Raw genomic sequence first — 12,864 nt, forward strand, 5'->3', positions numbered from 1 at the left:
TAAAATATAGTATCGGAAAATATTATAAAAATAAACAAAGCTCAAGAAAATGTCTATAGAATAAACATAAACTTAAGCTTTGTTAATTTTTCTTTACCTTATATAAATTGTTTGAATTTACAAAAGATTATTTGATTAATGAAATTTTAACATTGTTGTCACTTAATTTTTCGACATCAATATTTGTGCTATCATCAATCTTGATAGAACCGTCTTTTACTTTAGCTTCGATTGCGTTGTATTCATCTTTTGTGAATTTTTGGAAGTTCCATGATTTATCATCAGTTGGAAGACCAACATAATCACCATCTTTTAAAGAGTAGTGCATGATATTTCCACCATATTTTTTCCATTTTCCATCTTTGATATCATTTAAAACTGAAACAGTTGTATTCTGTAAACCTTTCATAGCTGATGTAACAAATGGATTGTAACCGTGTTGTTTTTCACATTTTTTACCTTTAGAATACTGATCAACATCAACACCGATAAGTTTACCTTTGTATTGGCCACATGCTTCAAGTGGAGAGCCATAAATTCCACCACCGCAAGCGAATACTACTTCTGTACCAGCAGAATACCATCCTTGCATTTTTGCAGTAATTTTATCATCAGCAGCAAATTGTCCACCGTATGTGTATTTTACATCAACTTTTGTATTTGTTTCGTTTGCAGCATTCTTGATACCTTGTAAATAACCGTATCCATATCTTTCAACTGAAGGTACTTTCATACCACCTAAGAATCCTAATTTAGAATAACCATCTTTAACAGCAGCATAACCAGCTAGGTAACCAGCTTGTTCTTCAGCAAATGTGAAACATACAACATTTTTGCTAATATTTTTCTTTAAGTCACCCTTTGAAACATCAATTGCGATGAATTTAACATCTGGGAATGAATCCTGAACCTGTGCTAAAGCATCACCAAACAAATAACCTGGTAATACGATTGTTTTATAACCCTGGCTACAAGCTTCTGTTATAGAAGAAACACGAGCATCAGTAGAATCTGCTGTTGGTTTCTTATAATCACATTTAAATCCGTTTTCTTTACAATATTGTTTTACACCTTGCCAAGTGGCTTGGTTGAATGACTCATCATCAATTGTTCCTACATCTGTGATTAAAGCTACATCATTTTTTGAGATTTTTTTTGAGGCTTTAGAACCTGATTTAGAACCACATGCAGCTAAACCTACAGCCATAGTTGCAATCAATAGTATAGAAATAATTTTTTTCATATTTCTTTCCTCCTATTTGCTAATATGAACTTAAAACGCAAATAAATACTAGCAAAATTAGTAGTAATAGTCAATGAATTATGATAATTTGACTTATTATGTTTTTTAATAAAAGTTATTAAAAAAACTAATTCTTTAGTCATTAAGAAAATAATTATTGATTTTTTTTAATATATTTGATAGAATAACATAAGAAAACAGCAGTAAATATAATTTAATAGGAAGATAAAGAGTATTACTGATGTGTTTTGTTAAAGATTTAATAATTGTTGTATGTGCCGATATGGCTCAGTAGGTAGAGCGACGCACTCGTAATGCGTAGGCCACCGGTTCGATCCCGGTTATCGGCTTTTCCCGTCAGTATGTGCTGGCGGGAATTTTCATGTTTACACATATAAACATACATACCAATATGAATATAAAGGAGAAATAATTATGATTTCTACAAAATATTTTGATCATACTATTTTAAATGCAGATGCAAGTGAAGCAGATGTAAAGAAGGTTTGTGATGAAGCAAGGAAATATGACTTCGCATCAGTTTGTGTTAATTCATATTATACTGCTTTTGTTGCAAAAGAGTTAAAGGGCACTGATGTAAAAGTTTGTACAGTTGTAGGATTTCCGTTAGGACAATCTACTACAGAAGTAAAGGCTTTTGAAACACAAAAAGCGATTGAAGCTGGTGCTACAGAGATAGATATGGTTATTAATGTAGGAGCTTTAAAAGATAAAAAATATGAATTTGTAAAAAAAGATATAAAAACATTAAAAGATGTTTGCGGAAAAGATATTATTTTAAAGGTTATAATTGAAACATGTTTATTAACAGATGAAGAGAAAGTTATTGCTTGTAAATTATCTAAAGAAGCTGGTGCAGATTTCGTTAAAACATCGACAGGTTTTTCTAAGGCAGGAGCTAAGGCAAGCGATGTTAAAATTATGAGAGAAACGGTTGGTACAGAAATGGGCGTTAAAGCCTCAGGCGGAATTCATAGTGAAGAAGAAGCTTTAAGTATGATTGAGGCAGGCGCTTCAAGATTAGGAACAAGTGCAACTTTGGCAATTATTGGCAAATAAAGATAGAGTAGGATGAATATGGATACAATTGTAATAGGAATAGCCGGTGGAACCGGAAGTGGAAAAACGACTTTGGCTGACAAATTGGTCGAAAGTTTTGGCCTAGATGAGGTTTGCATTCTTCGACATGATAATTATTATAAAAGACATGATGATATGCCTTTTGAAGAACGTAAAAAACTTAATTATGATCATCCAGATGCATTTGATAATGAATTATTAAGAAAGCATATTGAAGATTTAAAAGCAGGAATAAGTGTTGAAATGCCAATTTATGATTACAAAGAACATAATCGTTCTAATCAGATTGTTAAAATTAAACCTGCACCAGTAATAGTTTTAGAGGGTATTTTGATTTTTGATGAGCCTTCAATATGTGGCTTGATGGATATAAAGGTGTTTGTTGATACAGATGCTGATGTTAGAATTCTTAGACGAATTGTTCGTGATGTGAAAGAAAGAGGAAGAACTCTCGAAAGTGTTATAGAACAGTATTTGACTACTGTCAAACCAATGCATGAGCAATTTGTAGAACCTAGTAAAAGAAGAGCAGACATTATAATACCAAACGGAGGCGAAAATATTGTTGCTCTAGAAATGCTTATTGAAAGAGTAAAAAAACAACTTAAAAAACATAATATATAAAATGTTATTGTACTTTTTGGTTTATATGTTATAATTCTAATGATAAAATTTTTACTAAAGGTGGTTTAGATGAGTAGAGAAAATGCATTAAATAAAAGTAAAAACAATACACTATTATTGTTTGTTCCAATTTTGATTATAGCTTTTTCTGCGGTTGTTATGAGCTTGGTTTCAACAATTGCATTGAGTTATTTAGTTGCGCCGGTTGCTCTTGTGATGCTTCTGGAAGTTATTTTGGGATTTTTGTTACATGATGCAGAGATATGGTTGCATGGAATTATCGTAACTATTCAGTTTGTGGCTGCAATTCTATGTTATAAAGAATTGTTGATTATTTGCTGTTTAGTAACATATGTGACAACTATTCTAGCATTACATATTTCTAGACAAGGAGCAACAAAATGATAGATGATGGTGGCGTTAGTCAACGCTGGTTAGATGCATTGTGCCAAAAGATGATGGAATATTATAGTGGTGATCCAAAGAGAGTATTGCATTTCCTTGAGGTTCACAGTTTAGCTAAAATGCTGGGAATGAAAGAAAATCTAGATGAAGATTCATTATTCATTTTAGAGGCTGCAGCATATGTTCATGATATTGGCATTAAACCAGCAGAAGAAAAATATGGAAAATGCGATGGCAAACTTCAAGAACAAGAAGGACCAATTGTGGCTCAGCATATGCTTTCAGAGCTTGGTTTAGAAAATTATATAATTGATAGAATTTGTTTTTTGGTGGGGCATCATCATACATATAATAATATTGAAGGTTTAGACTATCAAATTTTGTTGGAAGCAGATTTCCTTGTTAATATGTACGAGGACGATTTTAGTAATTCTGCTAAAAAGAATGCGTATACTAAAGTCTTTAAAACTGACAGTGGAAAAGAAATGTTTAAGATTATGTATAGTGTTGAGTTTTAATAAACTTAGTTTTTATATGATGGGGTTCTAGAGAAATTGTTCTCTAGGACCTTTTAAAATATAGGTTAAAATCATTTATAATTGGAGATATTATGAACAAAATTAATTATCAAAATATTATGGAACAAATAATAAAAGAGAATATAGAGAATAATAAGGTGCCCAAACTATTATTGCATAGTTGTTGTGCCCCATGTAGTTCCTATTGTATAGAATTATTATCAAAGTATTTTGAAGTAACAGTTTTTTATTATAATCCGAATATATATCCTGAAGAAGAATATCATTATAGGGCTAAAGAACAAAAAAGGTTTATAGATGAGTTTCAAACAAAACATAAAGTAAGCTTTATAGAAGGAAATTTTGATACTCAGAGATTTTATGATATGGCAAAGGGATTAGAAAATGCAAAGGAAGGGCATGAACGTTGCTTTAAATGTTATGCATTAAGACTTGATGAAACTGCAAAAATGGCGGATAAACTAGGTTTTGATTATTTTACAACAACATTGTCAATTAGCCCTTTAAAGAATTCTCAAAAACTAAACCAAATTGGAGCAGATATAGAAAAAAATTATAATGTAAAATATTTGTTTTCTGATTTTAAAAAGAAAAATGGATATAAGAGGTCTACTGAAATCTCAAAAGAGTATGATATGTATAGGCAGTATTACTGTGGATGTGTATACTCAAAAAGAGACAGAGATAAAGAAATTGAATTAAAAGGTTGTTAAGTGATATAATTTTTATAATCACTATCAATATAGAAATTATTTAAAATGAAAGGATGTTTAGTTATGGCACAATTATGGGGTGGACGATTCACCAAAGAAACAGATCAATTAGTTTATGATTTTAATGCCTCTATAAAATTTGATAAAAAGTTATATAGAGAAGATATTACTGGCAGTAAAGCACATGTAAAAATGTTAGCTAAGGTTGGTATTTTGACAGATGAAGAGGCAATTGATATAGAACATGAACTAGATAATATTTTAACAAATATAGAAAATGGAAATCTTGTAATTGATGAAACATGTGAAGATATTCATAGTTTTGTAGAAACATGTTTAATAAAAAAATTAGGAGATGTTGGAAAAAAACTACATACAGGAAGAAGTAGAAATGATCAAGTTGCTTTAGATATGAGATTATATACTCGTAAACAACTTGAATTAGTTGATGCTGATTTAAAAGATTTTCTTGAGGTTATTTTAAGAATAATGAAAGAAAATATCACAACTATAATGCCAGGATTTACTCATTTACAAAAGGCGCAACCAATAACAGTTGCACATCATTTTGGCGCATATTTTGAGATGTTTAAACGTGATAGACAAAGAATTTTTGATATTAGAGAAAGAATGAATTATTGCCCTCTTGGTTCTGGTGCATTAGCTGGTACAACATATAATCTTGATAGAGAGTACACTGCAGAAATATTAGGATTTAAAGGTCCTACTTTAAATAGCATGGATGGTGTATCTGATAGAGACTATTTAATTGAGTTTTTATCTGCATTGTCAATAATTATGATGCATTTAAGTAGATTTTCAGAAGAAGTAATTATTTGGAATTCTAATGAATACCAGTTCGTGGAAATAGATGATGCATATAGCACAGGAAGTAGTATAATGCCTCAGAAAAAGAATCCAGATATTGCTGAATTAGTCAGAGGAAAAACAGGACGAGTATATGGTGCATTAATGAGTCTTTTAACTACTATGAAAGGAATTCCTCTTGCGTACAATAAAGATATGCAAGAAGATAAAGAGTTGGCATTTGATGCAATTGAAACAGCTAAAAATTGTATTGTTTTATTTAGAGGTATGATTGATACGATTAAATTTAATAAAGAAATTATGAGAAACAGTGCAAAAAATGGATTTACAAATGCAACAGATGCTGCAGATTATCTTGTTAAGCATGGTGTTCCATTTAGAGATGCACATGGTATTGTTGGTAGAATAGTATTGTATTGTATTGAAAAGAATATTGGTATAGAAGATATGTCTTTGGACGAGTTAAAAGAGATTAGTGAAGTGTTTGAAGAAGATGTATATGATGCAATTTCTTTGGAGACTTGTGTCAATACAAGACTAACAATTGGTGCACCATCTGTCAAATCAATGGAATATTCAATTAAAAAAGAGACAGATTATTTAAAAAATAGTTAATTTGCCTATAATATATTAAAAAAAAGTTTTAAAATATTGCTTTTTAACTATTGTAATTTTTGAGAAAGTCCATTATTATATTTGTTGTAAAGACATTTGTACGTCTCACAAAGACAACAAAGCCTTTACATAGGGATTATAGTTATGATTAAAGTCAGAGTGGCTGGCTGCTCGTGATATGTATCTAGATTATTATTGCTTTTTTAATCTAGGTACACACGAGTTTTAGATATGCGTGATATCTAAATATAAAAGATTAAAAGAATAATTATGGAAGAGGAGATTTTATAGAATGAGTGAGAAATTAAAAGTTGGTATTCTTGGTGGAACAGGTATGGTTGGTCAAAGATTTATTTCTTTGTTAGATAATCATCCATGGTTTGAAGTTACAACAATAGCTGCAAGTCCAAGAAGTGCTGGTAGAACATATGAAGAAGCTGTTAGAGGACGTTGGAAATTAGACAAACCAATGCCAGAAGCTGTAAAAAATATCGTTGTTATGGACGTTAATCAGGTTGAAGAAGTTGCTTCTAAAGTAGATTTTGTTTTTTCAGCTGTAGATATGACAAAAGAAGAAATTAAAAAAATTGAAGAAGAATATGCAAAAACAGAAACACCTGTAGTTTCAAATAACAGTGCTCATAGATGGACACCAGATGTGCCAATGGTTGTTCCAGAAATCAATCCAGAACATATGGAAGTTATTAAATATCAGAAGGAAAGACTAGGAACAAAGAGAGGTTTTGTAGCCGTTAAACCTAACTGTTCAATTCAAAGTTATGCTCCAGTTTTAACAGCATGGAAAGAGTTTGAACCATACGAAGTTGTAGCAACAACATATCAGGCTATTTCTGGAGCAGGTAAAACATTTAAAGAATGGCCAGAGATGATTGAAAATATCATTCCTTACATCGGTGGAGAGGAAGAAAAATCAGAAAAAGAACCACTTCGTATTTGGGGACATATTGATGATCAGAAGAAACAAATTGTTCCTGCTGAATCACCAAAAATTACATGTCAGTGTATCCGTGTTCCAGTATTAAATGGTCATACTGCTGCTGTTTTTGTTAAATTTAAGAAAAATCCTACAAAAGAGCAATTAGTTGAAGCATTACGTAATTACAAAGGAGTTCCACAGGAATTAGAGTTACCAAGTGCTCCAAAACAGTTTATCCAATATCTTGAAGAAGATAATCGTCCACAAGTTCACATGGATGTTAACTTTGAAAATGGTATGGGTATTTCAGTTGGTAGAATTAGAGAAGATTCAGTTTATGATTGGAAATTTGTTGGATTATCTCATAATACAGTTAGAGGAGCTGCTGGTGGAGCAGTTCTATGTGCAGAACTTCTTAAAGCGCAAGGATATATTACAAAAAAATAATAGTGTAACGTATTTATAAGAAATCTTTTTAAATATTAAAAAGTTGTACCGATCTCTAAAAGTTTGATTTAAAAATCTAACGATTGGAGGTCGGTATTTTTATAAATAAAAAAATTTTTTTACAATAATATGACCAATATAGGAGTTGTCTCACAAATTAAAAAATGATATAATTTTTTCGATGGTAAATATAATTAATTTAGTAAATATAAACAGTAAGGTAGAGGAGGAGTAGAATGGCTGTTAGAACAAACATAATTAAAGAATTGGAAGAACAATACAGTCAAGAAAAAAACAAACTTGTTGTTTTTTATGGAAGTGAGGGATCTTGTAAATTTGATTTAATAAAAGAATTTGTAGGTGATAAAAAGTTCTTTTATTACAGAGCAAGACAGGCATCAGAACTAGAGCAAAGAACTTTAATGGGAAATGAAATTGCGAAGAAATATAGAGTTAAACTTACAAAGGGAACTTATGACGAGTATTTTACTCGAATCAAGAGCGGTGATGCTAGTAAATTAGTCGTTGTCATTGATGAATTTCAATATATCGCCAAAAAGAAAGATTCAAAAATCCTTGATAGTATAATTAAATTAAAAAATAGAAAACTATATCCAGGACCAGTTATGATTATTTTATGCTGTTCGTCTATTTTGTGGGCTGAACAGGACATGGAAAAGTGTTTTGGAGAGACAAATTACAAAAAAATTGATAAGATTATTAAAGTCGACAATTTGGAATTCCTTGACATTGTCAGAATGTTTCCTAAGTATTCTGTAAAAGAATGTATACAGTATTATGGAATATTAGGAGGAGTTTACAAGTATACAAAATTATGGAATCAAGAGTTATCTGTAAAACAAAATATTTGTAATTTAGTTTTAGATAAAAAAGGCGAATTATTTACAGAAGTAGAAAAACTTATCTCATATGAATTGCGAGAATTATCTGTATATAACACAATAGTTTATCATATAGCAAATGGAAAAAATAAATTAAATGATATTTATATTGCAACATCATATTCTAGACCTAAAATTAGTGTATATATGAAAAATTTAAGTCAATTTGACATCCTTGAAAAAGTTGTTTCCTTTGAAACAGGAGGTTGGCAGAATGCCAAAAAAGGAGTTTATCGAATAAAAGATACCTTTATTAATTTCTGGTATAAATTTGTTTTTCCCCATATGTCAGATTTATATATTATGGAGCCGGATGTATTCTATGATACATATATTGAACCGGAATTAGATGAATACTTGGAAAGATATTTTAGAAATGTTTGTATGGAATATCTAAAATTACTTGATCAAATAGGTAAGCTACCTTTCAAAATTCACAAAATCGGAACATGGGTTGGAAAAACAGGTACAATTGATATAATTGCACAAAGTTCTAATAGAGTTAATATTGTAGGAATGTGTAATTGGAATAAAGAATTTATAACAACTGAAATGGTTCAAAATTTGTTCGTTTTAATGGAAAAAGCTAAGATTTATTCAGAACATGTATATTGTTTTTCGGCAAAAGGGTTTTCAAAACAATTGATAGAATTATCTGAACAGGATGGAAGAATTATATTAATAGACATGAATGAATTGTAATTCTATTAATTTTTATAGTAGTCTGTAGTATGTAAATAACACATAATAGTATAATTATATATATTAACATGTATATAAGAAAAAATAATACAGTGTGTTATTAAGAATTATTATGTGATATAATGCTAGATGAAATTATTTTAATACAAGAATAAAAGTTAAAGATAGGAGCAAAATGGGTAAATCATTAATTATAACTGAGAAACCATCGGTTGCTCAGGATTTTGCAAAAGTACTTCATTTTAATTTTCAATCTAGCAGAAAAGATGGGTATTTAGAAAATGATAAATATGTTATAACATGGTGTGTAGGACATTTGGTGCAAATGTCCTACCCTGAGGCTTATGACGAAAGATATAAAACGTGGAGGTTAGAAGACCTCCCTTTTTTGCCAGAAGAGTATAAATATGAAGTAATAACGGATGTAAAAAAACAGTATAGTATTGTTCACAACATGCTGTTTAGAGAAGATATAGATCGAGTTTATTGGGCTGGTGATTCAGGAAAAGAAGGACAGACAATTGAAGAGAACATCCGAAACTATGGTGGTGTGCGTAAAGGCATGCAAGAGCTTAGAGTTTGGATAGATTCTCAAACAGAAGAAGAAATTAAAAGAGGACTTGATGAGGCTAAGCCTATGTCGAATTATAAAAATCTTGGTAAATCAGGAATAATGAGAACAATTGAAGACTATTCAATTGGAATAAATTTTTCAAGAGTAATGTCTGTAAAATATGGAAAATTAATAAATGATGCGGCTGGCAATAAAAAGTATAAGGCAATAGCTGTAGGGCGAGTGATGACTTGTGTATTAGGAATGGTTGTTATTCGAGAAAGAGAAATCAGAAATTTTAAAGAAACTCCATTTTACAGAGTATGTGGAAATTTTAAAAAAGATGATGATTCTGTAAATTTTTATGGTGAATGGAAAGCCATAGAAGGATCAAAATATTTTGAATCACCCGTTCTTTATAAAGAGAATGGATTTAAGAAAAGAGAGACAGCATTAGAACTTATTGATTATTGTCAAAAGGAAGTACCAACAGTTGATAGTATAGATATAAGCACTAGTAAAAAAAGAGCACCTTTGTTGTATAACCTTGCAGAACTTCAAGCGGATTGTACAAAACGTTTTAAAATCAGTCCAGACCAAACATTACAGATTGTACAGACACTATATGAAAAAAAATTAACAACATATCCAAGAACAGATGCAAGAGTTTTGACAACAGCTATTGCAAAAGAGATTTCTAAAAATATATCAAAACTTAAGAATTACGAACCAACTATTAAATTTGTTGAAAGAATTTTAAATGAAAAAAAATATGTAAATATAGCTAAAACACAATACACAGATGATACTAAGGTTACAGATCACTATGCTATAATTCCAACAGGACAAGTTACAGAATTTAACTCTTTGACATCAATTCAAAAACAGGTTTATGATATGATTGTCAGACGATTTTTAAGTATTTTTTATGAACCGGCTGAATTTGAAAACGTAAAATTGAAATTATGTGTAGGTTCTGAAAGCTTTTTTACATCAACAAAGGTTCAAACAAAAAAAGGCTTTTATGAAATAACAGGCCAGATTTATAATAAGAAAAACGATTCTAATGATGATAATAGTGAAATAGATTCAAAAGAGTTAGCAACATTTTTTAAAAAATTAAAAAAAGGCGATGAATTCGAAACTCTTTCATATGAGACAAAAGAGGGAAAAACTTCTCCACCAAAGCGTTATACTACAGGTTCTATGATTCTTGCAATGGAAAATGCAGGACAACTAATAGAAGATGATGAATTACGTGAGCAAATTAAAGGGACAGGTATTGGAACCTCAGCTACACGAGCAAATATTATCGAAAAACTAATTAAAATTAGTTATTTAAATTGTAGTAAGAATCAAGTACTTACACCTTCAAATTTTGGAGAAATGATATTTGAACTTGTAAATCTTACAGTACCTGCATTATTATCGCCTAAGATGAGTGCATCATGGGAAAAGGGACTAGAAGGGATAATAAACGGAAGCGTTTCGTTTGATATTTATCGAAAAAAATTAGAAGATTTTATTCGTAAAGAAACGCAAAAAATGATAGATCAAGATATTAGAACTAATGTTGTAGAAAGAATATCTGATTTTGCTGGAAAAAATGGAAAAGGTGCTGGAGCAAGACGTAAATTAGGTATCAAGTGTCCAATTTGTGGCGGCGAAATTGTAACAACACCGTTTGGTATAGGATGTTCAAATTATAAATCAGATAAAACTGGATGTAATTTTTGCATAGGAGAAATTGCGGGGATTGTTTTAAAAGAAGATGAATTTAAAGAATTATTAACGGAAGGTAAAACAAAAACAATTCGTGGTTTTAAATCAAAATCAGGAAAAAGATTTGATGCATGTTTAAAATTTTATGTAGATGAAAGTGGCAAGGAACATGTTGAATTTGATTTTGATGATGTTGAGCCAGAAATTATAGAAGGTATCAAATGTCCAAATTGTGGAGGTGATATCGTAAAAACACCATTTGGATATGGTTGTTCAAATTATAAGAAGGATAAACCGGATTCTTGTAAATTCAATATTGGTGAAATAGCAGGAAAAACCTTATCAATTGCTCAAATTAAGACTCTTTTAACGGATAAGAAGACAGATATTATTCGAGGCTTCAAATCAAAATCAGGCAAAAAGTTTGATGCTGTCTTAAAATTAATTAATAAATCTGCCGATACAAATGATGGTGTTGTGAATTATTCTGTAGTATTTGATTTTGAAGATATAAAGCCAGAAGAGGTAAAAGGAGCATTGTGTCCAAATTGCGGAGGACAGATTATAAAAACTTCATTTGGATATGGTTGCTCAAATTATAGGAAAGATGATCCAAATTCGTGTCGTTTTAATATTGGTGAAATAGCAGGAAAAATGTTATCAGCTACGAATGTTAGACATTTACTGTCAGATGGCAGAACAGACACTATACGAGGATTTAAGTCAAAATCAGGCAAAAAATTTGATGCAAGAATAGTTTTAAATAAAGATGAAACAACAGGAAAGGTAATAGGATTAAAATTTAGTTTTGATGATATTGAACCACCAAAATTAAAGGGAGTATGCTGTCCTCTTTGTGGAAGTGATATTTATGTCACTCCATTTGGATATCGATGCTCGAAGTACGAAAAAGATAATCCGGAATGTTGTAATTTTTTTATTGGAAAAATTGCCAGTGTAATGTTAAGTCCTACTCAAGTCAAAAAACTTATAACTGACAAAAAGACAGAAATTATTGAAGGATTTGTTGCACGTACAGGTATGAAGTTTGATGCACCTTTGAGACTTAATAAAGAGGGCAAAGTTGAATTTGATTTTCCTGAAAAACCTAAACCTGTAGAAACAGGTATTGAGTGTCCAAATTGTCATAAAAAGCTTTTAAAAACTCAATGGAGATTAGAATGTGAATGCGGATTTAAATTATGGCACACGATAGCAGGAGTGGAATTAAATGAGGAACAATTTACTCAATTGTTTACCGAAGGTAAAACAAAAGAAGTTATTAGTACATTTAAATCTAAATCAGGCAATGAATTTTGTGCTTATTTAGTTTATGATAAAGAAAAGAGAGAAATAGCGTTCGATTTTAATATACCTAAAGATAATAACAATGAGCAGGACACTAGTTTATTTTATGAAGAATTAGAAGAAAATCCGATTGATATTTCAAATTCAAAGTAATATAATATAGTGGTTGTGTTTAATGAAAATTTATTGTATTTTTTATTAAAATAATTACTCTGTTATAGAAAG

Annotated in this window: 10 protein-coding genes and 1 tRNA gene; 10 read left to right on the top strand and 1 reads right to left on the bottom strand. The window is 30.3% G+C overall.

Annotation, left to right across the window (positions count from 1 at the left end):
- Positions 1 to 127 precede the first annotated feature (127 nt).
- Entirely contained in the window at positions 128 to 1,243 is a 1,116-nt protein-coding gene (locus BLV79_RS00525; protein WP_074714975.1) for a BMP family ABC transporter substrate-binding protein, read from the bottom strand.
- Between the two features lie 277 nt (positions 1,244 to 1,520).
- Here BLV79_RS00525 and BLV79_RS00530 point away from each other — a divergent pair.
- The 10 genes from BLV79_RS00530 (at position 1,521) to BLV79_RS00575 (ending at position 12,792) form a co-directional block, all read left to right on the top strand.
- Positions 1,521 to 1,593: transfer RNA gene (locus BLV79_RS00530), tRNA-Thr, on the top strand.
- An 85-nt stretch (positions 1,594 to 1,678) separates the two neighbouring features.
- Positions 1,679 to 2,323, top strand: a complete 645-nt coding sequence (deoC, locus tag BLV79_RS00535) for a deoxyribose-phosphate aldolase (RefSeq protein WP_074714977.1) — start codon at positions 1,679 to 1,681, stop codon at positions 2,321 to 2,323.
- A gap of 18 nt (positions 2,324 to 2,341) precedes the next feature.
- Complete coding sequence (gene udk, locus BLV79_RS00540; RefSeq protein ID WP_074714980.1) at positions 2,342 to 2,968, top strand: uridine kinase; 627 nt, start codon at positions 2,342 to 2,344, stop codon at positions 2,966 to 2,968.
- 69 nt (positions 2,969 to 3,037) lie between these two features.
- Positions 3,038 to 3,373 carry a hypothetical protein gene (locus BLV79_RS00545; RefSeq protein WP_074714983.1) on the top strand — a complete coding sequence of 112 codons (336 nt, stop codon included), beginning with the start codon at positions 3,038 to 3,040 and terminating at the stop codon, positions 3,371 to 3,373.
- Positions 3,370 to 3,891: an HD domain-containing protein gene (locus tag BLV79_RS00550; protein WP_074714986.1), complete on the top strand. Its 522-nt coding sequence runs from the start codon at positions 3,370 to 3,372 to the stop codon at positions 3,889 to 3,891. Before BLV79_RS00545 ends, BLV79_RS00550 begins: the two co-directional genes overlap by 4 nt.
- A gap of 92 nt (positions 3,892 to 3,983) precedes the next feature.
- Positions 3,984 to 4,625, top strand: a complete 642-nt coding sequence (locus BLV79_RS00555; RefSeq protein ID WP_074714988.1) for an epoxyqueuosine reductase QueH — start codon at positions 3,984 to 3,986, stop codon at positions 4,623 to 4,625.
- 63 nt (positions 4,626 to 4,688) lie between these two features.
- Positions 4,689 to 6,068 carry an argininosuccinate lyase gene (argH, locus tag BLV79_RS00560; protein ID WP_074714991.1) on the top strand — a complete coding sequence of 460 codons (1,380 nt, stop codon included), beginning with the start codon at positions 4,689 to 4,691 and terminating at the stop codon, positions 6,066 to 6,068.
- Between the two features lie 292 nt (positions 6,069 to 6,360).
- Positions 6,361 to 7,452, top strand: coding sequence for an aspartate-semialdehyde dehydrogenase (gene asd, locus BLV79_RS00565; RefSeq protein WP_074714994.1), 1,092 nt, complete (start codon positions 6,361 to 6,363; stop codon positions 7,450 to 7,452).
- A 236-nt stretch (positions 7,453 to 7,688) separates the two neighbouring features.
- Positions 7,689 to 9,056: an ATP-binding protein gene (locus BLV79_RS00570; RefSeq protein WP_074714998.1), complete on the top strand. Its 1,368-nt coding sequence runs from the start codon at positions 7,689 to 7,691 to the stop codon at positions 9,054 to 9,056.
- Between the two features lie 175 nt (positions 9,057 to 9,231).
- The gene (locus BLV79_RS00575) at positions 9,232 to 12,792 is read left to right on the top strand and encodes a DNA topoisomerase (protein ID WP_074715001.1); all 3,561 of its coding nucleotides are present in this window, start codon (positions 9,232 to 9,234) and stop codon (positions 12,790 to 12,792) included.
- Positions 12,793 to 12,864 lie beyond the last annotated feature (72 nt).

It is taken from the genome of Lachnobacterium bovis DSM 14045 (genome assembly GCF_900107245.1).
Taxonomy (GTDB): domain Bacteria; phylum Bacillota; class Clostridia; order Lachnospirales; family Lachnospiraceae; genus Roseburia; species Roseburia bovis.

Coding starts and splice junctions, on each gene's coding strand:
- BLV79_RS00525 (WP_074714975.1), bottom strand. CDS start 1,243: ATGAAAAAAATTATTTCTATACTATTGATTGCAACTATGGCTGTAGGT.
- deoC (WP_074714977.1), top strand. CDS start 1,679: ATGATTTCTACAAAATATTTTGATCATACTATTTTAAATGCAGATGCA.
- udk (WP_074714980.1), top strand. CDS start 2,342: ATGGATACAATTGTAATAGGAATAGCCGGTGGAACCGGAAGTGGAAAA.
- BLV79_RS00545 (WP_074714983.1), top strand. CDS start 3,038: ATGAGTAGAGAAAATGCATTAAATAAAAGTAAAAACAATACACTATTA.
- BLV79_RS00550 (WP_074714986.1), top strand. CDS start 3,370: ATGATAGATGATGGTGGCGTTAGTCAACGCTGGTTAGATGCATTGTGC.
- BLV79_RS00555 (WP_074714988.1), top strand. CDS start 3,984: ATGAACAAAATTAATTATCAAAATATTATGGAACAAATAATAAAAGAG.
- argH (WP_074714991.1), top strand. CDS start 4,689: ATGGCACAATTATGGGGTGGACGATTCACCAAAGAAACAGATCAATTA.
- asd (WP_074714994.1), top strand. CDS start 6,361: ATGAGTGAGAAATTAAAAGTTGGTATTCTTGGTGGAACAGGTATGGTT.
- BLV79_RS00570 (WP_074714998.1), top strand. CDS start 7,689: ATGGCTGTTAGAACAAACATAATTAAAGAATTGGAAGAACAATACAGT.
- BLV79_RS00575 (WP_074715001.1), top strand. CDS start 9,232: ATGGGTAAATCATTAATTATAACTGAGAAACCATCGGTTGCTCAGGAT.